Annotated in this window: 21 protein-coding genes; 8 read left to right on the forward strand and 13 right to left on the reverse strand. The window is 70.8% G+C overall.

What is annotated here, in order from left to right:
- Window positions 1–675: MFS transporter (locus VF584_24835; GenBank protein HEX8213425.1), on the reverse strand; the 675-nt coding region annotated here is incomplete at its 3' end.
- Between the two features lie 136 nt (window positions 676–811).
- On the opposite strand from VF584_24835, the gene VF584_24840 reads away from it, so the two are divergent.
- Both VF584_24840 and VF584_24845 read left to right on the forward strand, forming a co-directional pair.
- Entirely contained in the window at window positions 812–1,723 is a 912-nt protein-coding gene (locus tag VF584_24840; protein HEX8213426.1) for a LysR family transcriptional regulator, read from the forward strand.
- Window positions 1,724–1,727: 4 nt separating this feature from the next.
- Window positions 1,728–2,192 (forward strand): hypothetical protein, encoded by a 465-nt coding sequence (locus tag VF584_24845; protein HEX8213427.1) that lies wholly within the window; start codon window positions 1,728–1,730, stop codon window positions 2,190–2,192.
- 49 nt (window positions 2,193–2,241) lie between these two features.
- Here the strand turns inward: VF584_24845 and VF584_24850 are convergent, their stop codons facing one another.
- The 4 genes from VF584_24850 to VF584_24865 all read right to left on the reverse strand — a co-directional run bounded on the left by VF584_24850 (window position 2,242) and on the right by VF584_24865 (window position 4,994).
- Complete coding sequence (locus VF584_24850) at window positions 2,242–2,439, reverse strand: hypothetical protein (protein ID HEX8213428.1); 198 nt, start codon at window positions 2,437–2,439, stop codon at window positions 2,242–2,244.
- Between the two features lie 27 nt (window positions 2,440–2,466).
- A complete protein-coding gene (locus tag VF584_24855; GenBank protein HEX8213429.1) occupies window positions 2,467–2,862 on the reverse strand; it encodes a hypothetical protein in 396 nt (131 codons plus the stop codon).
- A 90-nt stretch (window positions 2,863–2,952) separates the two neighbouring features.
- Window positions 2,953–3,354, reverse strand: coding sequence for a hypothetical protein (locus VF584_24860; GenBank protein ID HEX8213430.1), 402 nt, complete (start codon window positions 3,352–3,354; stop codon window positions 2,953–2,955).
- 164 nt (window positions 3,355–3,518) lie between these two features.
- Window positions 3,519–4,994 carry an amidohydrolase family protein gene (locus VF584_24865; GenBank protein HEX8213431.1) on the reverse strand — a complete coding sequence of 492 codons (1,476 nt, stop codon included), beginning with the start codon at window positions 4,992–4,994 and terminating at the stop codon, window positions 3,519–3,521.
- 60 nt (window positions 4,995–5,054) lie between these two features.
- Here VF584_24865 and VF584_24870 point away from each other — a divergent pair, with 60 nt between their 5' ends.
- The gene (locus VF584_24870; protein ID HEX8213432.1) at window positions 5,055–6,068 is read left to right on the forward strand and encodes an alpha/beta fold hydrolase; all 1,014 of its coding nucleotides are present in this window, start codon (window positions 5,055–5,057) and stop codon (window positions 6,066–6,068) included.
- 132 nt (window positions 6,069–6,200) lie between these two features.
- On the opposite strand, the gene VF584_24875 is transcribed toward VF584_24870, so the two are convergent.
- Both VF584_24875 and VF584_24880 read right to left on the reverse strand, forming a co-directional pair.
- Entirely contained in the window at window positions 6,201–7,178 is a 978-nt protein-coding gene (locus tag VF584_24875; GenBank protein ID HEX8213433.1) for a hypothetical protein, read from the reverse strand.
- Window positions 7,179–7,569: 391 nt separating this feature from the next.
- Window positions 7,570–7,836 carry a hypothetical protein gene (locus tag VF584_24880; protein HEX8213434.1) on the reverse strand — a complete coding sequence of 89 codons (267 nt, stop codon included), beginning with the start codon at window positions 7,834–7,836 and terminating at the stop codon, window positions 7,570–7,572.
- A 211-nt stretch (window positions 7,837–8,047) separates the two neighbouring features.
- Here VF584_24880 and VF584_24885 point away from each other — a divergent pair, with 211 nt between their 5' ends.
- Window positions 8,048–9,046 (forward strand): hypothetical protein, encoded by a 999-nt coding sequence (locus VF584_24885; GenBank protein ID HEX8213435.1) that lies wholly within the window; start codon window positions 8,048–8,050, stop codon window positions 9,044–9,046.
- A 42-nt stretch (window positions 9,047–9,088) separates the two neighbouring features.
- Here the strand turns inward: VF584_24885 and VF584_24890 are convergent, their stop codons facing one another.
- The 3 genes from VF584_24890 to VF584_24900 all read right to left on the reverse strand — a co-directional run bounded on the left by VF584_24890 (window position 9,089) and on the right by VF584_24900 (window position 11,932).
- Window positions 9,089–9,973, reverse strand: a complete 885-nt coding sequence (locus tag VF584_24890) for an EamA family transporter (protein HEX8213436.1) — start codon at window positions 9,971–9,973, stop codon at window positions 9,089–9,091.
- 133 nt (window positions 9,974–10,106) lie between these two features.
- Window positions 10,107–10,700, reverse strand: a complete 594-nt coding sequence (locus tag VF584_24895) for a TetR family transcriptional regulator (protein HEX8213437.1) — start codon at window positions 10,698–10,700, stop codon at window positions 10,107–10,109.
- Window positions 10,697–11,932: a multidrug effflux MFS transporter gene (locus VF584_24900; GenBank protein HEX8213438.1), complete on the reverse strand. Its 1,236-nt coding sequence runs from the start codon at window positions 11,930–11,932 to the stop codon at window positions 10,697–10,699. Before VF584_24900 ends, VF584_24895 begins: the two co-directional genes overlap by 4 nt.
- A 168-nt stretch (window positions 11,933–12,100) precedes the next feature.
- Between VF584_24900 and VF584_24905 the strand changes: the two genes are divergently transcribed.
- The 4 genes from VF584_24905 (at window position 12,101) to VF584_24920 (ending at window position 15,621) form a co-directional block, all read left to right on the forward strand.
- Window positions 12,101–13,828, forward strand: coding sequence for an alpha/beta fold hydrolase (locus VF584_24905; protein ID HEX8213439.1), 1,728 nt, complete (start codon window positions 12,101–12,103; stop codon window positions 13,826–13,828).
- A 162-nt stretch (window positions 13,829–13,990) separates the two neighbouring features.
- Window positions 13,991–14,209 (forward strand): MbtH family protein, encoded by a 219-nt coding sequence (locus VF584_24910; GenBank protein ID HEX8213440.1) that lies wholly within the window; start codon window positions 13,991–13,993, stop codon window positions 14,207–14,209.
- An 18-nt stretch (window positions 14,210–14,227) separates the two neighbouring features.
- Window positions 14,228–14,980, forward strand: coding sequence for a 4'-phosphopantetheinyl transferase superfamily protein (locus tag VF584_24915; GenBank protein HEX8213441.1), 753 nt, complete (start codon window positions 14,228–14,230; stop codon window positions 14,978–14,980).
- An 80-nt stretch (window positions 14,981–15,060) separates the two neighbouring features.
- Entirely contained in the window at window positions 15,061–15,621 is a 561-nt protein-coding gene (locus VF584_24920; protein HEX8213442.1) for a phosphoglycerate mutase family protein, read from the forward strand.
- A 346-nt stretch (window positions 15,622–15,967) separates the two neighbouring features.
- On the opposite strand, the gene VF584_24925 is transcribed toward VF584_24920, so the two are convergent.
- From VF584_24925 to VF584_24935, 3 genes are all read right to left on the reverse strand, one after another.
- Complete coding sequence (locus tag VF584_24925; protein HEX8213443.1) at window positions 15,968–17,023, reverse strand: aldose epimerase family protein; 1,056 nt, start codon at window positions 17,021–17,023, stop codon at window positions 15,968–15,970.
- Between the two features lie 124 nt (window positions 17,024–17,147).
- Window positions 17,148–18,209 carry a glycoside hydrolase family 43 protein gene (locus VF584_24930; protein HEX8213444.1) on the reverse strand — a complete coding sequence of 354 codons (1,062 nt, stop codon included), beginning with the start codon at window positions 18,207–18,209 and terminating at the stop codon, window positions 17,148–17,150.
- An 84-nt stretch (window positions 18,210–18,293) separates the two neighbouring features.
- Window positions 18,294–19,769: a RagB/SusD family nutrient uptake outer membrane protein gene (locus VF584_24935; GenBank protein HEX8213445.1), complete on the reverse strand. Its 1,476-nt coding sequence runs from the start codon at window positions 19,767–19,769 to the stop codon at window positions 18,294–18,296.
- Between the last annotated feature and the right edge of the window lie 7 nt (window positions 19,770–19,776).

Raw genomic sequence — 19,776 nt, forward strand, 5'->3', positions numbered from 1 at the left:
GAGCGTCAGGGCGAGCAGCAGCGTGCCCACACCATCGAAGCCGGGCCGATCAGTCTTCGATCCCCCGCGATCGACGGGCAGGTGGCGGTGCGCGAGAAGAAAAGTCACGACACCCAGCGGCAGGTTGACGAGGAAGATCGCCCGCCAGCCGAGCCCGGCGATCAGGGCGCCGCCGAGCGACGGGCCGAGGGCGGTGCCGACCGCGGACATGGTTCCGAGCAGCCCCATGGCGCTGCCGGTCCTCGCCTTCGGCACCGTCTCGCCGACGAAGGCCAGGGTGAGGGCCATCATGACGGCCGCTCCCAAGCCCTGCGCCGCGCGGGCTGCGATCAGCATCCACAGGGCCGGCGCGACGCCGCACAGCACCGACGCCCCCGTGAACAGGGCGATGCCGGCCAGCAGCAGCCGGCGGCGTCCCATCGTGTCGCCAAGCCGCCCGACGCTGACGATCAGCGTGGTGATGGCGAGCAGGTAGGCGAGGACGATCCACTGGACCTCCTGGAACGAGGCCGAGAACGCCTGCGCCAGCGTCGGCAGGGCGACGTTGGCGATGCTGGTGCCCAGTGAAGACAGCAGCATCGACAGCGAGAGGCTCGCGAGCGCCCAGCGGATTGAGGCGTTCGCCTTTGCGTATTCGCCGGGCGCGGTCGCCGGCTTCGGCATCGTCAGGAGCATCGTTCTTCCCTCCGGCAGGCGGTGGTTTCAACACGCCGGGGAAGCTCAGGCAAACGCCGGCATTGCGGAAGACGCACGGATTGCACTTTATTCGTGCGTCTGACGCCATGTCACGATGCGACCGCGAGGGTGATGCGTGGGACCCGATCTCAACCTGCTCGTCACGCTGGACGTGCTGCTCGCGGAGGGCAGCGTCGCGCGCGCGGCCCGGCGGCTGGGGCTCAGCCCGTCGGCGATGAGCCGGGCGCTGGCGCGGCTGCGCGAGACGACGGGCGATCCGCTGCTGGTGCGGGCCGGGCGCGGCCTCGTGCCCACGCCGCGCGCGCTCGAGCTGCGCGGGCGGGTGAGCCAGCTCGTCCAGGAGGCGGAAGCCGTTCTGCGCCCCGCCGAGAAGCTCGACCTGTCGAAGCTGGCGCGGACGTTCACGCTGCGGACGAGCGAGGGGTTCGTGGAGAACTTCGGGCCTCAGCTCATCGCCCGCGTCGGCAGGGAGGCGCCGGGGGTGCGGCTGCGGTTCGTGCAGAAGGCAGACAAGGACGGCGCGCCCCTTCGCGACGGAGCCATCGACCTGGAGACGGGCGTGGTGGAGGACTCGACCGCTCCGGAGCTGCGTGCGCGGGCCCTGTTCAGAGACCGCTTCATCGGCGTGGTGCGGGCAGGGCATCCGCTCAGCCGCGGCGAGGTCACGACCGCCTGCTTCACCTCCGGCAAGCACGTCTGCGTGTCGCGGAGAGGCCACAGCCAGGCGCAGGTCGATGAACCGCTCGCGGCGCTGGGGCTGGAGCGGGAGATCGGCACCACGGTGGGCGGCTTCTCGACCGCGCTGGCGCTGGCCCGCGCGTCCGACCTGATCGCGAGCGTCCCCGAGCGGCACACGGGCACGTTGCGCGAGGGTGTGCACAGCTTTCCCCTTCCGTTCTCCACACCCGAGATCATCGTTTCGTTGCTCTGGCACCCGCGGATGGGAGGCGATCCGGCGCATCGCTGGCTGCGCGGATGCGTTCGCGAGGTGTGCGCGGAGCAACCCGATCCCCCCAAGGGAGTGTAGCGAGATGACGGTGGACCGGCGTGATCTCAGATGCACCCTCACGGCGCTGCTGGCCGCATGGGTGACGATGGTGTTCGGCGCGAGCCTGCTGATCGCGGCGTTCGGCCCGGGCCCCGGTCCGACGACCGTCCAGGAGCTCGCGCGGGCGGTGTGGAAAGGGGCGGACGACATTGGCCCGGCCGTGAAGCTGCTGCTGATCGTGCTCTTTGCTCTTCAGCAGCTCGGCGGCAGGCGGCGGCGCGATCCCCAGCGCTACGAGAAGAGCCTCGTCGCCGGTGGCATACTCGGGGCGTTCGCCATGCTGTACACCGTTGCCCTGATCCCGCGGTCGTACTCGCGCGGGTTCGGAATCGGGCTCACCGGCACGCGGTTCGACCTCGCCGTCCTGCCCCTCTACCTGTGCGCCGGCGCACTGGGAGGCGTGGTGTTCACCTTGTCGCGCGCGAAGTGCCGCGCAGCCCGTTCGTAGCGGTCACGCGGGTTCGTGCCCGACGGGAGTGCCGCGCGCGGCGTGCCGGCTACTTCGAGGCGACGGACGCCTGCAGCGCGGCCGCCAGCCCCGCGTCGCCGCTCAGGATCTGGGCCCAGGGAAGCTCGAGCCCCTTTCGCTTCCCCTTTTTCGTGATCCGCAGCCTCTCCGGCTCCAGCGTGACGACGTAGGTCGTGCCGTCCACCTCGATCGCGCGCTTGAGCGGCTTCTCCAGCTTCGTGACCATTCGAGCTTTCTCCCGGATAGAGGACCGTCAGACGCGCCGTAACGCCGTCACAACATCGGAGGTCGTACGTGAGCGGTTGCGCACCCATGCGGCGACCGCGGCGCGCCCGGGACCCCCGAAGAGATAGATGGGCACGCTCTCCGCGTGGCGGCAGAGGAGCCTGGCGCTCCCGGAAAAGAGGCCGGCGGGCTCGCAGTAAACCATCTCGTACCAGGGCACGAAGATCGGAGGGTGCCACGGCGCCCACACACGGATTCCAAGCCCGGCCGGCGTTATGAAGACCGTAACGTTGAGGTTCACGCCACGCGCGCGTGCCCATGCGAGGCGGAACACCTCCCCGCCGTCGCCTTTCGCGGTGCGATAGCGCGTGGCCAGACTGCTCCAGCCGTCGAGCACCGGAAGCAGACGGATGAAGGCGATCATCCCCGCCAGCATGAACAACGCGCCAAGGTCAGTGTTCAAGTCCACGCCGGCTTACGGGTGAGGGTTGAGGTCGCGCGTTCGCGGCAGCCGCTACTTGCCGATCAGCGCGCCGATGCCTGCGCCGAGCAGTGCGCCGGCGAGCGCCCCGCCCGCCGCGCCGAGAAACGTGAGCTCGCCAGCGCGGGGATGTGCCCGTTCTATGTTGTCCAACGCGAATCCGCCCGCACCGCCAACGACCCCGCCGAGCACGCCCCCGACGATCGCTCCCGCCTTCCAGTAGCTGCCGCGTGCCGAGGCCGGAGGTGTGAGCGCCGCCTCGATGGGAGCGGCCGATGCCAGCGGGGCGTGTGCTTCAGCTGGCGCCAGGAGACGCGGGTCGTACGCGGCCCGCAGTCCACCGGAGTTGGATGGCTCCGTGCGCGTGGCGCCCTGCGCGTGAACGGACGGCGCCGCGGCGAGGGCGAGGAGGAGCAAGAGCAACGATCGGATCATCATTCCACCGATGTGAGAGGATGGTTCGACGTGGCGGAAGCGAGTGAGTGCTGATGGCCGTTTCCACAGCCCCCGCGTTATGACCTGTTGTTCTGGCCGCAAAGAAGAACCCGGTGCGACCCACTAAGATCCCGCAGCGCTGGCCGGTCGAGTGTACACCACGTTTACCGTGCCTGGCCAGATGAGGCCCTCGCGACACGGCGGAGCAGCGCTGCCCGGTCCACCACGCGGCCGCGGGTGATGACGGCGGAGATCGAGCGGGTGTTGCGGATGTCCGCGAGCGGGTCGCGGTCCAGGAGGACGAGGTCGGCGGCGCGGCCCGGGCGGATGGTGCCGAGCGAGTCGAGCGCGCCCAGGTAGGCGGCGGGCTCGTAGGTGGCCGCGCGGATTGCCTGCATCGGGGTGAGGCCGGCGCGCACGAGGAGGACCAGCTCGTCGTGCAGCGACAGGCCGGGGTAGACGTAGGCGAGCGGCGCGTCGCTCCCGGCCATCAGCCGCACGCCCAGCCGGTGGGCCTCGCCGGTGCGCGCCAGGCTGAAGAACGCCGCGACGACGGCGGAGTCCCGGGGCGTTGCGCGATTCAGCCGCGTCCGCCACACCGCTTGCAGGGTCGGGGGCACCCAGGGGAGCGCGGTCGGGTGCATGACCGCGGTGTCGGTGCGCGCCAGGTAGGGCTGGTAGACGATCAGCGTGGGGGTGAGCCGCGTCCCGGCGCGCGCCATCTCGGCCAGGACGGCGGTGCAGCGCGGCGCATCGTAGCCCGTGCGCATGCGGCGTCCGTGGTCGCGGATCATCGCGAGCTCCGCGGATGGCGGCGCGCCGGCGGGCTTCGTGGACAACTCGCGGCGCAGCGTGGCGTCCTCGCGGCTGCAGGCGCGCATGAGGTCGTCCTCGTGCTCGATGCTGAGCTGGCCCGCGCGGATTGCTTCCAGCGTGGAGACCGAGTGCGGCACGTGCCCGGCGATGACGATCCCGCGGCGCCGCGCCTGGTCCGCCGCCGCGAAGTACGCGGCCCGGTTCAGGCTGCTGTAGACCTTGATGAAGTCCGCGCCCGCCTCCACAAGCGAGTCCACGGCGTGGCGCGCTTCGGCGTCGGTGGCAGCGCGCGCGACCCACGGCGCGCGGTTCACGGGACCGTCCAGCCGTCCGCCGACGACCATACGCGGGCCTTCGACGCGCTGCGCCGCCACCTCGCCGCGCCAGAAGCGCGCGGTGTCGACGTAGAAGCCCATGTCGCGCGCGCCCGTGACGCCCCACGCCAGCATCAGCGGGCCCGAGAAGTCCGCGAAGTCGTAGGCGAAGGCGTGCACGTGCATGTCCCACAGCCCCGGCATCAGCCACCGCCCGCGCCCGTCGATGCGCCGCGTGCCGCGCGGGACCTCCGTTTCTGAGGCAGGCCCCACCTCCACAACCTTCCCATCGCGCACGATCACCGTCTGGTGCGCGCGCACCGTTTCGCTCACCCCATCGATCAGCGCGACGTCGACGATGGCCAGCGCGGGCGGCGCCGCCTGCGCGCCGCAGCCCGTCATCGCCGCGGCCGCGAGGAAGGCGCGGAGCGTCCTTCTCACGCGTGGGGCGAGGCGGATGCGCATCGGCGGGGTGCTGTCGAGGGCAGGGGAGTTGTGGCGAGGAGCCACGATGCAGCATCGTATGGATCGTAGCACCCTCCACCCTCCACGCCAAGGAACGATCCGCCGATGTACAAGGCCGCCTCGCCGCTGCTCCCGTGGTGCGCCGCGCTCGTCGTGCTTCTCGCCGCAGCCTGCGCGCAAGCTCCCCTGCGGCGGCAGGAGGTGCGCATCGCCAGTGGCGGTGTAGTGCTGGCGGGGACCGTCGTGGCGCCGGCGGAGGGTGGGCCGCACCCGGCGGTGCTCCTGCTCCACGGCTCGGGGCCGGACGGGCGCGAGAATCCGTACTACGGCATGCTCATCGACGCGTTCGTCCGGCGGGGGTTTGCGGTGCTCGTCTACGACAAGCGCGGGAGCGAGGAATCGGGAGGCGACTGGCGGCTCAGCCCGTTCGGCGCGCTGGTCGACGACGCGGCTGCTGCGGCCCGGGTGCTTCGCAGGCACCCGTGGGTCGATTCGGCGCACGTGGGCGTCTGGGGTGGGAGCGAGGGCGCCGTCATCGCGCCGGAGGTGGCGCTGCGCGAGCGGCTGGCGTTCGTCATTATGCAGTCCGGCACGGGCGTCACCTTCGCCGAGCAGAACCTTCACCAGACCGCCGGGCAGGTACAGGCGCTGCCGCCGGAGGAACGACGCGCCGCGATGCACCTACAGCGGCTGAAGCACGCCTACGCGCGGACGGGCGCCGGATGGGAGGAGTTCGAGGCGGCTGCCCGGGCGGCGGCGGGGCGGCCGTACTCGGGGCTAGCCGGCCCCACGCGGCGCGACGACTGGTGGTGGTCCTGGTACCGCACGAAGATGGACTACACTCCCGTCCCGGCCCTGGCGCGGCTCCGCGCGCCGGTGCTCGCCGTCTGGGGCGGCGCGGATGCGCTGGTTCCCGTCGCGCGCAGCCGGGCCGCCGTCGCAGCCGCGCGCCGCGCGGCCAACCATCCGGGGGACTCGCTCGTCATCACCCCCGGCGCCGATCACGCGGTCCAGGTCCACGGGCTGCGCGGCGTGTTCCGGCGCGGCCTGCGCAACCGTCCGCTTCACCTCGGCCTGATGGTGAGATGGGCGGCGCGCCAGGTTACGTCGGGCGAGTGAACTCGCGGCAACAACAGCACAAAGTCCGCCTCCGCGGACTCCGGGTCCGATGCCGGGGTGCACGAGCCGGCTTCAGCCGCCTTCCCGTGGTTCCAGCCGGGGGATTATCCCCCGGCGACCCAGCCGCCGCCCTCACTGGTACTGGATGTACAGCGGCTTCGGCTCCAGGCGGAGGAGGTCGCGCGGGGACATCAGGGGGTGGCCCTGCTTGGTGTCGTTGTGGTAGAAGAGCTTGAAGCCCGCGTACTGCACCGGGTCACGCACCACGAACGCCTCGTAGGAGTCGCGTTTCAGAAACGGAGGGCCCCAGCCGTCCATGTGGATGACGAACTGCACCTCCGGGCGCAGGCGGATCGAGGGCGCGTCGGTGAGCATGCGGCGGGTGAACCGGTGCACCACCAGCACCTTGGGCGGCAGGTTGTGCTTGCGGACCAGGTCGGCCAGGAAGCCGGCTGCGTAGTTCACGTCGGCGGCGCTCATGGTGCCCACGCGCGTGCCGGGGCGCTGCCCCCCCTTCATGTAGAACTCCGGGTCGAGCCCCAGGTGCACGTCGGGATTGCGCAGGATCCACTCGAAGCGCGGCAGCAGGTTGCGGATGTTGTCCGTGCCGATCTGAAGGTCAACGAACAGCACGCCGTCCACCTCGCGCGCCCACCGGTGCACCATCCTCACGGTGGAGTCGCGCACGATCGCCCTGTAGTGCCCGGAAGGCCCGGCATCCGCCTGCGCCACCGATGCCACCAGGTGCAGGCAGGGCTTCACCGGGTGCGCCGGGTCCGCCGCGTTCCAGCGGGCCACCTCGCGCTGCAGCCGCTGCAGCATCTCGGCCTTGGGATACTGCCCGAGCGCGCCCATCCGCCGCGACGCCGGGTTGCCGTAGTAGCATACGATGCGCCTGCTGGGCAGGAGCGCGCCCGGGAGCGCGCGTGGGCTCTCGACCGGCCACCCCATGCGCCGCGCCAGTTCCGGGCTCTCCCCCGAGCGGCGCGCCACCGGCCGCGCGGCGGGTGTCGTGTCGCCCGGCGCCGTTGCGTGCAGCGGAGCGGCGGTCAGCGCGGCGGCGAAGAGCGCCGGCGCCAGCAGTGTGCGCGTGGTGATGGTCGGCTTCACGTGGGGGGTGTTCCGTAGAATGAGATGCAGGCTCAGGGCACCCACATTTACAACCGGCGCCGCTCCGCCGCCAGAGTGCGCAGCCGCCGGTCCACCGACGCGCCCGCGAACCTTCCGCGCCTTTTGGCTTGTTAATTGATGCGAACCCCGCGGCCAGCGGCAGGCGCTACTCCCTCCACCTGTCGCCGATCAACTGTCGAGGGAACGACGAGGAGATCTCTATGCCGAAGCAGAACGCGGCGCCCCGCCCGCCCAATGGGCCGAGCACGACAGGCGAGGAGTCGGGGAAGGGGCGGGGCAACAATCCCCCGAAGAGCCCGCCGAAAAAGTAGCCAGCCGAGCCCCCGGGGAACATCCCTGGGGGCTCACGGCTTTCCAGGAGAGCGCGCGGTCAGTCCGCCTCGAAGGCGTAGCTGTCGCCGAACCCGCCCTTGGTGAGCGTGCCGGTGGTGCCGTCTGGCAGCGTGATCCTGTACTTCTGCCCCGACGAGAAGAGCCCGGAGACGTCCTCCAGGACGTAATCCTCGGCGAAGACGTTGCGCGTTTCCAGCTTGCCTCCCCAGGTCTCGTGGAGCTCGCCCAGGTCTTTCCCAAAGAAGCCGGGCTCCTCCAGGTGGAGAGCCCCGTCTCTTTCGACGATCCGGTACCGATCGGCCATGTGGATGCGGGGAAGGGGTCGCGGAGTGAATCGGCGGGACTGAAAATGCTCGCCCGGCGCGGGCGTTTCAAGGACGAAATTTCACCGTCCATCCACTTCACGTCTTATCACGCCTTTTTTCTGAATCGAAATCCTTGACCATAGCACGGGGGCGTGCATAGGATTCGGCGCAATTGGCGCGGGTGTCTGGAAACTCAAGGAGAGGGGTGTAATGCGAAAATGCACATTTTGCAAAGCGGCGCACCTCGGAACGCCGAGCACCTGTTCGGAGTGCGGGCAATCCATACCTTCCACGACCCCGCTGTACAAGGCGACGGCCATTGCCTGTTTCGTGCTCACGGGACTCACCGTCGCCATCAATGCTGAACCCGCTCCTGACCCTGCGTTTGCGTTCGGTGGCGCACTCGGTGGTACTTTCGTCTTCACGGTTTTCGCGATGCTGTTGTTCGGTTGGACCCGGCGCTCACGGCGCTATGTGCCGTTCGCAACGCTCGTGCTCGCGGCGGTCGTATCCGCCAGCGAAACAGCGCGGCGAGCCGAGGAGGAACGAGCAGACGTAGACCGCAGGTTCATGGCGATGTTCACCGGAGGAGTGGCGGAGTTCGCCGCCGGCGACACGGTGCCCCCGGACTCTCCCGATGCCAAGCTTGCCTGGGCTGTGCAGCGTACGCTCAGTGAGATGTCGCGAACCATCCGGAATCCCCGGCAACTCGGCGTGGAGGTCGACACGATTCCGCCGAGCGCGTGGCTTACCCCGGAGTACGTGGCCACGGCGGACGCACACCCGGAAGTGGAACGCCACTTTCGGGGCTACATGGCGTACACCCAGCGAGCGAACGAATACCTGGGGAGAGATGTTCTCGGCATCTTGCAACGGAATCTGCGCGAGGCCGGGGTTCCACGCTCGGCCAGCGCAAGCGTGGTCCGGGGCTTCCGGCAGGCGTACACCTCTCACAATCAACTTCCCGTCTTATCGCGTGCGGCTGGAACGGCGGTTGAGGTGCATCAACTGCTCGCGTCAGCAGCACCGAGGATCAAGGTGGACCCGAACTCGGGAGAGGCGACGTTTGAGAATCGCGCAGACTATGAGCGGTTCCGGGAGCTCGCCGCGCTGTACGACGCACGCAACGATTCGGCGAGTCGCATCGTCGCGGAAAATGGGGCAAGCATCCGTGCACAATTTGGCTCTGCCAGCGGAGCGAATCGTTGACTGGGGGCTAACTTCCTGCTGAGGGGTGCGTGACATCCGCTCTCACCCGAACAGCGCCACCAGCGTCGCGCCGCAGCTGATCAGGAGCGCGCCCGCCAGCCGCGTGCGCGCCGCCGCGCGCTCGCGGAGGAGCACGATCCCCAGCACGGTCGCGAACAGGATTCCGGTGGAGGTGATGGCGATGACGTAGCCCGTCTGCGTTGCGCGGAAGGCGAGGTGGAGGGCGGCCTGCTGCAGCGCGAAACAGCATCCCGCGAGCACCACGAACCGCCCCCACGGCGTCCCCGCCGCGGGGAGGCCGATCCCCGCCGGCGCCTTCCACGCCATCCAGGGGAGGAGCGCCGCCAGCGCCAGGGCCGTGCCGAGCGCCAGCGTGGCGGCCCACGGAAAGGGCCCGACCGCGTCGATCCCCATCTTGTGCACCAGCGTCGCCAGGCTCCACGAGCACGCCGACGCTACGGCGAACCAGCTCGCCCGCTCCCGGGCCAGCGCCCGCAGCGGCTGGAGCAACGACGCCCCCGGCGCGAGCCCCACGCAGTACACCCCCACCGTCACCAGCGCGACGCCGAGCCCCGCTTCGCGCGTGGGCACCTCGTCCAGGAAGACGACCCCGCCCGCCATCACCAGCGGCGGAAGCAGCCCGAGCAGCGGCTGCACCAGCGACAGGTCGCCCGCGCGCAGGGCGAGCGTGAGGAAGATCGTGCCCAGCACCTCCGGAACCAGCACCATCCCCGCCGCGCGCCAGTAGGCGGGCGACAGCTCAGGCCACACCCCCAGCGCCGCCACGAGCCCCAGCAGGATCATCCCCGCCACCAGTCGCGCCGACACCGTGGTCACGATGGCGCCGCCGTGCCCCACGGCGCGCTTCAGCGAGAAACTCGTCCCCGCCGAACAGCACGCGGACATCAATGCAAGGAAAACCCACATCTGCGTCATCCCGAAACGGCAATCTCACACAGAGCCACGGAGGGAACAGCATGTACGCGGAGGGTCACCAGGACCTCTCTTCCGTTCTTGCAGTCTCCTCTGTGGCTCTGTGTGAGGCGGCAGTTGCTGTTCTTCACAAAGGAGCCGGCGCGTCCAACGCGGTGCCGTAGAAGGTGAGGAAGCTCTCCACGAGGCGCTCGGCGGACTCCTCCGGCGGGAGCGGCGCGTGCGCCCACACGTGGTGGATGGCGCCGAGGACGTAGTGCAGGCGCCGCGCCGACTCGTCCGCGGGGAGGTCGGGGCGCGTGGCGGCAAAGGCGGCGCGGAAAGTCTCCACGAACGGCGCCTGGTGGAGCCGGTACTGCTCCCACACGCGCGGGTCCGTGTCGGCGCGCAGGCGGCTGGCGAGGCGGGCGAAGTGAGGGTGCCGGAAGCGGAGCTCCAGCGCAGGCACCGCCAGCGCGTACAGCACCCCGGACGCGGTGCGGGGCGCGCGCTCCTCCAGGAGGCGCAGGCGCACGGCGTTCAGGGGCTCCAGGCGGCGCGCCAGCAGCGCCTCGATCAGCGCCTCGCGCGAGCCGAAGTAGTAGTTGATGGCGGCCACGTTCGCGCCCGCCGCCGCCGTGATGGCGCGCACGGAGGTCTCCGCGACGCCATTCTCGGCGAAGAGCCGCTCCGCCGCGTCCAGGAGCGCCTCGCGCGCGCTCTTTCGCGCCTCGCCGCTCATGCCTCGACGGCCAGCGGCGGGCCTGCCGCCTCGCGCATCGCGTCGCGCGGGCGGGCGCGGGTGGATGCGTGCACCAGGAGCGTCGCCACACCCATCGTACCCACCGTGAGCGCGAGTGAGCGGGGCGAGTGGTCGTAGAAGGCGCCCACCACGTATCCCGAGAGCGCCCCGCCCACCGTCTGGAGCGAGCCGATCACCGAGGACGACACTCCGGCCAGGCGGCCGTGCGGGGCCATGGCGGCGGCGGTGGCGTTGGGCTGCACCAGCCCCATCCCCAGCATGTACAGCATCATCGGCCCCAGCACCCCCGGAAGCCCGCCGAGCCCCAGCGAAGCCAGCGCCGCGATCGTCACCCCCGCCCCGAACACCAGCAGCACGCCGATGCGCAGGAGGCGCGCGGATTCCATGCGCGTCACCAGGATGCGGTTGAGGGTGGCGCCCGCCAGCAGCGCCCCAGCCGGCAGGGCGAAGAGGAGGCCGAAGAGCTCGCGCGGAACCCCGAACGCGTCGATGAGCACGAAGGGCGAGCCGCTGATGTACGCGAACATCCCCGCGTACGAGAAGCAGACCGTCAGCACGTTGCGAAGGCTGGCGCCGTGCGTCAGCACCGCGCGGTAGCTCTCCAGCAGCGCGGGCGGGCGCTCCGCGTGCGGCCTGCGCGTCTCGGGAAGGAGGCGCCAGCACACCGTCCACAGGATGAGCCCCGCCGCGGCGAGCACCAGGAAGATGGACTGCCAGCCGGAGAACGCCAGGATGTAGCCGCCCACGGTGGGCGCCACCAGCGGCGCCACGATCATGACCTGCGTGATCTGCGAGAGCACTCCGGACGCGTCCCGCTCCTCGAAGCTGTCGCGGACGATGGCGCGCGCCAGGATCGGCCCGACGCTCGCGCCCAGCCCCTGCACGAAGCGCCCGGCCACCAGCAGCGCCAGCGACGGGCTGGCGGAGCACGCCAGCCCCGCCGCCACGAAGAGTGCCAGCCCCGACAGCAGCACCGGCTTCCGCCCCACGCGGTCCGAAAGCGGCCCGCAGACGAGCTGCCCGACCGCGAATCCAACCAGGAAGAGGCTGAGCGTGAGCTGCGTCGACCCCACGTCCGCGCCGAACACCCGCTGGAGCTGGGGCATCGCCGGCAGGCTCATGTCGATGGAGAGCGCCGTGATCCCCGTCAGCCCCGCCAGCATCGCCACCAGCGGGCCGCGCCCGATCCGTCCCGAAACAACGACCGACATCTATCACCTCGATCAAACAAGCGTTTCAAACAGGTGCTTTATGATCGCGGGATTGCGTGCGGGTGTCAACCGCGTTAGAAACCATCCGGGCTCGGTGCGCGTCCAACAGACGTGCGCGGGCGCCCGCCGCCGGCAACGCTTTGCGCCAACATCTCCCTGGGACCCGTCATGCGCCGAACCGCTCTTGCCGCCGTGTTCGCCTTCGCGGCTCCGCTGTCCGCGCAGACCAACGACCTCCGCGTGGAGCCGTGCGACGTGCCGGGCGCGGGGGCGGCGCGCTGCGGCACGCTGCAGGTGTGGGAGAACCGGGCGGCGCGCAGCGGGCGCAAGATCCCCATCCGCTTCATCGTGCTCCCCGCGACCGGTGCGGCCACCAGGGACCCGGTCGTGCCCATCGCCGGCGGGCCGGGGCAGGCGACCAGGGACCTGGCGGCGCGCGTGGCGGACGAGCTGCGCGAACTGAGGGACACGCGCGACATCCTCCTGGTGGACGCGCGCGGCACCGGCGGCTCCAACAAGCTCCGGTGCTCCCTTTACGGCCCCTCCCTCGCCGAGTACCTGGGCGACTTCTACCCCGCCGACCGAGTGCGCCGCTGCGCCGCGGAGTGGAGCGGAAAGGCGGATCTGGGCGCGTACACCACCGACAACATGGCGGAGGACCTGGACGAGCTGCGGGCCGCGCTGCGGTACGAGCGGCTGAACCTGTACGGCACCTCGTACGGCACGCGCGCCGCGCTCGTGTACATGCGCAGGTACCCGCGGCGCGTCCGCGCCAGCATCCTGCACGGCGTGGTGCCCACCGGCTCCCGCATGCCGAGCCACATCGCCGCCGACGCGCAACGCGCCATCGACGGGGTACTGGGCGAGTGCGAGCGCGACGCCGCGTGCAACGCGGCTTATCCGGATCTCAAGAACAAGCTGCGCACCGTGGTGGAGCGGCTCGCCCGCGAACCCGTCGAGGTCACCGTCAGCGACCCCCGGAGCGGCGAGCCTGTGAGGCTCACCCTCACCCGCAACCTCTTTTCCGAGGGGCTGCGCTACATGACCTACGTCGCCAGCGCGGCGTCGCTCGTCCCCGCCGTGATCCACCAGGCCAGCCGCGGCGACTTCGGGCCCGCGGCCGAGCAGGCGCTCTTCGGCCGGCGCTTCATCATCGACGAAGGAAGCCACGGCCTCTACCTATCCGTCACCTGCGCCGAGGACCTCCCCTTCTTCGAGGAGGCTGAGGCGGTGAGGGAGGCGCAGGCAACGTTTCTGGGCGACTATCGCGTCAGGAACCAGAAGGCGGCGTGCGCGGCGTGGCCGGTACGTCCCGTGGAGCGCTCGTACCTGGAGCCGGTCCGCTCCGACGTACCCGTCCTGGCGCTGACGGGCCAGTGGGACCCGGCCACCCCGCCCGCGCAGGGCGACGAGGCGATCCGCAATCTCCCCAACGGCCGCCACATCGTCGTCCCCAGCGCGGGGCACGGCTTCGATGGGCTGCAGGGCACCAGGGGCTGCCTGGGGCCGCTCCTGGTGGCCTTCATCCGCACGGCGGACGCAAAGGGGCTGGATGCGTCGTGCGTCGCCTCCATCCGCCGCCCGCCCTTTCCGGTGCGCGCGCTGGCCACCACGCCCATCGCCATGCCGCCGGCGGAGCTGGAACGATTCACCGGCGCCTATACGGGAGAGCACGGCCTCCGGATGGAGATGAGGGTGCGCGACGGGCAGCTCCGCGCCTTCTTCCCCGGGCGAGAAACCGGGATGGTCGCGGTCGGCGCCGCAACCTTTCGCTTGCTGGGAGTGCCGCACCGGTCATTCACCTTCCATCGCGACGGCGGCGCGGTGACGGGCTTCACCCTGGAGGAGGGAGGCGGCCCACCGCAGCGGTTCACCCGGACCGGATCGGCCAATTGATGGGGAGCGGGATGCCTGTAGCCGCAACACTCTTGCGCCCGGCCGGTCGCGGTCGCATTTGTATCAGAGTCGCCACCAAACGTTTTTTCCCGGGCACGGGCCGGAGGCCGCACTCCGCACCCGGGCGTCCGCGGTCCAGACCACGCCACACCAGAGCGTTCGATGAGCCAGGACCGCAAGGACTCCACGATCTACCGGTTGCTCGTCAACGGCGGCGGCCAGTACTCCATCGTTCCGGTCAATGGCGCCGTCCCGGCGGGGTGGCGCGACGTGGGGAAGGCGGGGCACAAGGACGAGTGCCTGGCGTACATCGACCGCGCGTGGCCGGAGATGCGCCCCCGGCGCGGGCGCGTAGCCATGCACGCCCAGGGGCTCCGGTAATCGCCGGTTCCACCGCGTTTGGCTGATCCCGTCTGGGCGGCGCCCCCCGCCGCCCTCGCCCTGCACCCGCACGACGTGCACGTGTGGCGCGTGCGGCTCGACCTAACGCCTCACCTTCTCTCGAAGCTCTCCGCCGCCCTCGACGCCGACGAACAGGCGCGTGCGGCTCGCTTCCGTTTCGACATCCACCGCACGCGGTTCACGGCGGGGCGCGCCATCCTGCGCCACCTCCTGGCGCGCTACCTGGAGATCCGCCCGGACGAGATGGTCTTCCGCTACTCCGCGCACGGCAAGCCGTCGCTGGACGGGAGCGCGGCCGACTCGGGGTTGCGCTTCAACTTCTCCAACGCCGGCGGTATGGGGCTCGCCGCATTCGCCCTCGGCCGCGAGGTGGGGGTGGACCTGGAGGAGCTGGTGCGGGTGGCGGACTTCGCGTCGATCGCGGAGCGCTTCTTCTCCCCCGCCGAGAACGAGGCGCTGCTCGCCTTGCCGCCGAAATCGCGAGATGCGGCGTTCTTCACCTGCTGGACGCGCAAGGAAGCGTACATCAAGGCGGTGGGCGAGGGGCTCTCCATTCCGCTCGACTCCTTTGACGTCACCCTGGCGCCCGGCGACCCGCCCCGCCTGCTCGCCACGCGCGGCGAGCCCGGCGGCGAGCTCCGGTGGAGCCTCCACGAGCTCCATCCCGGCCCCGGCTTCGTGGGCGCGCTGGCGGTGGAAGCTCCCGCGCCGGCGGTGCACTGGTTCGATTGGGAGCCTCCCGCCGCGTAGTTCGACACGTAGGCATGCACGAGGAGGGGCGGCGCGCTATGTTGGGGCGTCGGCCAATTCCCCTTCATCCGAGCACGCTGATGACGAGACCTGCCTTCACCCGGCGCTGGTTCGTGGGCGCCGCCCTCCTCGCGCTCGCGGGCTGTGCGCCGGGCGCGAGCGTCCCCGCGCCCGCCGCCGAGCGCGCGACCACCGTGTTCGTGGTGCGCCACGCCGAGCGCGCGGCCGAGCCCGCCGCCGATCCGGGGCTGACCCCCGCGGGGCAGGCGCGCGCCGAAGCGCTCCCGCAGGCCGTGCGCGATGCGGGCCGCGTGACCGCCATCTACAGCACGCAGCTCCGCCGCACCCAGGCGACCGCGGCGCCGCTCGCCGCCGCCATGGGCATCGCCGTAACGACCCGCCCCGCCAGCGCCGCCAACTCCGCCACCTACGCGCAGGACCTGGCCCGCGAGATCCTCTCCCGCCACGCGGGCCAGACGGTGGTGGTGGTCGGCCACAGCAACACGGTGCCCGCCATCGTGGCGGCGCTGAGCGGCGGCCCCGCCCCCGCCCTCACCGAAGCCGACTACGGCGACCTCTTCCGCGTCACCATCCCGCGGACCGGCGCGCCGCGCGTGGAGCGGGGCCGCTTCGGGCCGTAGGGCGCGGGCCCCCTCCCCGCTCGTGAACTCGCTGCCCCTCCCCCAATAACTACCTGGGGGAGGGGCGTTTGCGTCGATCCGTGCGGTGCTTCAATGGCGGCTGCACGCACGGATCCCGTAGGGGCGCGATTCATCGCGCCCGTGCCCGGCGCCGCATCGCCGCCCGCTCCCGGCGCAATATCCGTGGGGACGGACCTGCGTGTCCGCCCTCGCCCAGCATGACTCGACGCCCGCCTCACGCATCGATCCTGTAGGGGCCGCCCCACGTGGCTGCCCGTGCCCCGTGCACGCGCCGTGGCCGCCTTCCAAAATCAAACGGCCTGCTCGAAAATCCACCCGCCGTCGTTCAATCCGTCACGAACCTGTAGATCGTGCGCGAGGTGTAGCGTTCGCCCGGGCGCAGGATGACGGGGGGGAAGGCGGGGTGGTTGGGAGAGTCGGGGAAGTGCTGCGGCTCCAGGCAGAGCCCGCAGCGGTGGGCGTAGCGCACGCCGTTCTTGCCGCGTGCGCCGCCGTCCAGGAAGTTGCCGGAGTAAAACTGGATCCCCGGCTCCGTGGTGTGCACCTCCAGCGTGCGGCCGCTGGCGGGGTCGTGCACGCGCGCGGCCAGCGAGGGCCCAGCGCCGTTGCGGCGGAGCACGAAGTTGTGGTCGTAGCCGCCCGCGTGCGCCAGCTGCGCGTCGCCGTCGTCGATGCGCGCGCCGATGGGGGCGGGGCGGCGGAAGTCGAACGCGGTGCCCTCCACCGGCCTCAGCTCGCCGGTGGGGATCAGCGTGGCGTCCACCGGGGTGATGAAGTCGGCCTCCACCTGCAGCTCGTGGGAGAGGATGTCGCGTGTGGGGTCGCCGGTCAGGTTGAAGTAGGAGTGCTGCGTCAGGTTCACCGGAGTGGGGCGCTCCGCGGTCGCGGCATAGTCCACCACCAGCTCGTTGGCGTCGGTCAGGCGGTAGGTGACGCGGGCGTGGAGCGCGCCCGGGTAGCCCTGTTCGCCGTCCGCGCTGGAGTGGGCGAGGGTGAGGGCGCCATCCGCCTGCTCGGCCTTCCAGAGCACCTTGTGGAAGCCGCGCCGCCCGCCGTGGAGGTGGTTGGAGCCGTTGTTCACGTCCAGCGCGTGCTCGACGCCGTCCAGCGAGAAGCGTCCGTCACGGATGCGGTTGGCGTAGCGCCCGATCAGCGATCCGAAGTACGCGTCGTCGGCGAGGTAGCCCTCCAGCGAGTCGTAGCCCAGCACCACGTCTTCCACCCGCCCCACGCGGTCCGGCACGCGTAGCGAGACGATCGCCCCGCCGAAGGCGATCACCCGCGCCTCCATCCCGCCGGAGCTTCGCAGCGTGAACGCCTCCACCGGCTCTCCGCCGGGGAGCCTCCCGAAAACCGAGCCCCCGCCGATCTCCGCACTCACCAATCCGCCTCCAGCCAAGGGCGTAAAAGCCTCACACAGAGGGCACAGAGGGAACCGCAAGACGCAGAGAAACCTTTCTGTTCCTTCTTGCTGTACCCTCTGTGTCTCTGTGTGAGGCAAGCAGTTAGGGCGTGCACTCCCCCGAAGGGCGCGCCAGGAGCCGTCCCGACTCGGCCGGGGAGCCGAAGTTGGGCGAGTTGTCCGCGTTCCAGGTGAACTTCTGCATGCGGATCACCCGGTCCCACCCCGGCGTGGTGCTGGTCTTGGCGTGGTACACGATCCAGTCCTCCGTGCCGTCCGGAGAGACGGTGAAGCTGGCGTGCCCCACACCGGGAACCCCCGGGATCGGCTGGAAGACCGGCCCGCTCTTCGTCCAGCTCGCCGCGCGAAGCGGGTCGGCGCCCGTAAGGCGGAGCTGCCCGAGGCGGTAGTGCTCCAGCCACGACTCGCGCGTGGAGTAGATCAGAAATGTCTGCCCCCCGTGCTTCAGGAACTGCGGCCCCTCCTGCAGGTCCAGCTCGGTGCCGCGCTCCCACGGCTCCACGGGCGAGCTGATGCGCACCCGGCTGCCGCTGATGGTGTAGGGGTTGGACATCGGCGCCGCGTACAGGTGCTGCGGAGTTCGGTCGGTGGTGGCGTCGTTCTCCCATCCCGACCACACGGCGATGCGCTGCCCGTTCACCTCCCCCACCGTCAGGTCGATCGCCCAGCGGCTGGGTGCGCCCCCGGCCAGGTCGTCGCCCGTGTAGAGCATCCCGCGGTCCACGTAGGCGCCCTGCGGGTCCGTTCCCACCGACTCCAGCACGCCCGCGCGCTGGTGCACGTACGGCGGCCCCGCCCGCCCGCCCGCGTAGTAGATGTACCAGCGGTCGCCGATGCGGTGAAGCTCCGGCGCCCAGATGTTGGTGCGGTTCCACCCCGAATCCGGCGCGGCCCACACGCGCACACCCGTCCCCGCCACGTCGGTGAGGTTCGCGGAGCGCGACACGTAGATCCCGTTGTCGCGCGACTGCACCATGTAGTACGCGCCGCCCTCGCGCACCACCCACGGGTCCGCCCCCGCCGCGCGCGGGTTGCTGAAGGTGCACTGCACGGGCTGCACGACGGGCGGCGGCGTGCTCTCGCCCGAGCAGGCGGCCAGCAGCAGCGCCAGCGCGGCGCAGGTAGAGGAGAGGGAACGGTTCATCGTACGACCCGTGGATGTGAGTGCAACGACGCTGCGGACGGCCGCCTGGACGGCCGTCCGCAGAAAGTCAGCCAGAGCCCCGCGTCACCAGCCGTCGTTCTGATCGACGTTGGGGTTCAGGTTGGTCTCCGTCGCCGGGATGGGGAGCACCGCCCGGAACGGTTGGAACAGATTGAAGTCCGGGTCGCGCGTCTTCAGGATGTTGATCCTGGCCGGGTCGGTCAGCCATCCGTGCCGCTTGAGCCAGAGGAAGCGCTCGTTTTCCAGCCCCATCTCCTTCAGGAACTCCGCCTCGATGCGGTCGCGCATCTGCGCCTGCGACAGGCCGTTGGGGAGCGGCGCCAGCCCGGCGCGAATGCGCACCCGGTCCACGAAAGGCTTGGCCGCCGGCGTCTGGCCGCTCTCGTTCAGCGCGTCGGCGTGCATCAGCAGCACACCGCCCAGCCGCAGCACCTTGATGTTGATCGGGTTGTCCCAGTCCTGCTCGCGCTTCTGGTACTCGCCGTACTTCTTCCAGAAGGCCTCGTTCGGCCGGTCCGGGTAGCGGGTGGCCCACGGGGTGCCGTACACGTCCATCCCGCCCGGCCGGTTGTAGAAGAGCGTGGCGTCCAGCCGCGGGTCCGGGGCGCCGCCGGTGGTGGTCTCCGCGCGGAGCTGGTCGAAGTACCAGCGCGTCGGCTCGCCGTCGCAGAAGCCCACGCCGCAGGGCCCCATCATCTTGATGATGTTCTGCCCGCGGCTCCCCGCCGCCAGCACTTCGGGGCCGCCGAACTGCACCTCGAAGATCGTCTCGCGGTTGTTGTCGTTGGCGTCCAGGAAGTTGTCGCCGTAGTTGCCGAGCAGCTGGTAGTTGGGGATTACCTGGGCGAAGCTCTGCGCGGCCGCCCCCCACTTCCCCTGCTGGAGCTGCGCGCGGCCCAGCAGCGCCAGGGCGGCGCCGCTGGTGGCGCGCCCCGCCTCGCTCGCCGGGTACGACGCCGGGAGCGCGGCGCGGGCCTCGGTCAGGTCCTTTTCCACCTGCGTCCACGCCTGCTCCGGCGTTACCTGCATGGGCCGGTCGGTGGGCACGGCCGGCTCCAGCACCATCGGCACGCTGCCGTACAGGCTCACCAGGTTGAAGTACATCAGCGCCCGCAGGAACTTGGCCTCGCCCACGATGCGGTCGCGGACGGCGGCGTCCATCTGGATGCCGGGGACGTTGGCGATCACCTGGTTGGCGCGGAAGATCGTCTGGTAGTGGTGCTGCCAGATCTCCCGGTTCACCTCGAAGTCGTAGCTCCCCAGCACCGACTTGGTGAAGTTCGCCAGGTCGCCCCACGGGCTGCGGCTGTAGCCGATGTCCGAGCGCATGTCGAAGGCGAACTGCAGCCAGCGGCCGTAGGTGCCGTTCTCCTGCAGGCCGCGGTAGGCGGCGTTGACCCCCAGCTGCGCGTCCTGCTGCGTCTTCCAGAAGCTGTCGGTGGTCTGCTGGTTGGGGTCGGTCTGGGTCAGGTCGGCGCATCCCGCGAGCATGGTGGCTCCCAGGACCAGCGCCGAAGCCGTCCGGCTGATCTTTGTCATGGCTCGG

The sequence above is a fragment of the Longimicrobium sp. genome, from assembly GCA_036389135.1.
GTDB lineage: Bacteria > Gemmatimonadota > Gemmatimonadetes > Longimicrobiales > Longimicrobiaceae > Longimicrobium.

Coding starts and splice junctions, on each gene's coding strand:
- VF584_24845 (HEX8213427.1), top strand. CDS start 1,728: ATGACGGTGGACCGGCGTGATCTCAGATGCACCCTCACGGCGCTGCTG.
- VF584_24850 (HEX8213428.1), bottom strand. CDS start 2,439: ATGGTCACGAAGCTGGAGAAGCCGCTCAAGCGCGCGATCGAGGTGGAC.
- VF584_24855 (HEX8213429.1), bottom strand. CDS start 2,862: ATGATCGCCTTCATCCGTCTGCTTCCGGTGCTCGACGGCTGGAGCAGT.
- VF584_24860 (HEX8213430.1), bottom strand. CDS start 3,354: ATGATCCGATCGTTGCTCTTGCTCCTCCTCGCCCTCGCCGCGGCGCCG.
- VF584_24870 (HEX8213432.1), top strand. CDS start 5,055: ATGTACAAGGCCGCCTCGCCGCTGCTCCCGTGGTGCGCCGCGCTCGTC.
- VF584_24880 (HEX8213434.1), bottom strand. CDS start 7,836: ATGGCCGATCGGTACCGGATCGTCGAAAGAGACGGGGCTCTCCACCTG.
- VF584_24885 (HEX8213435.1), top strand. CDS start 8,048: ATGCGAAAATGCACATTTTGCAAAGCGGCGCACCTCGGAACGCCGAGC.
- VF584_24890 (HEX8213436.1), bottom strand. CDS start 9,973: ATGTGGGTTTTCCTTGCATTGATGTCCGCGTGCTGTTCGGCGGGGACG.
- VF584_24895 (HEX8213437.1), bottom strand. CDS start 10,700: ATGAGCGGCGAGGCGCGAAAGAGCGCGCGCGAGGCGCTCCTGGACGCG.
- VF584_24900 (HEX8213438.1), bottom strand. CDS start 11,932: ATGTCGGTCGTTGTTTCGGGACGGATCGGGCGCGGCCCGCTGGTGGCG.
- VF584_24905 (HEX8213439.1), top strand. CDS start 12,101: ATGCGCCGAACCGCTCTTGCCGCCGTGTTCGCCTTCGCGGCTCCGCTG.
- VF584_24910 (HEX8213440.1), top strand. CDS start 13,991: ATGAGCCAGGACCGCAAGGACTCCACGATCTACCGGTTGCTCGTCAAC.
- VF584_24920 (HEX8213442.1), top strand. CDS start 15,061: ATGACGAGACCTGCCTTCACCCGGCGCTGGTTCGTGGGCGCCGCCCTC.
- VF584_24930 (HEX8213444.1), bottom strand. CDS start 18,209: ATGAACCGTTCCCTCTCCTCTACCTGCGCCGCGCTGGCGCTGCTGCTG.
- VF584_24935 (HEX8213445.1), bottom strand. CDS start 19,769: ATGACAAAGATCAGCCGGACGGCTTCGGCGCTGGTCCTGGGAGCCACC.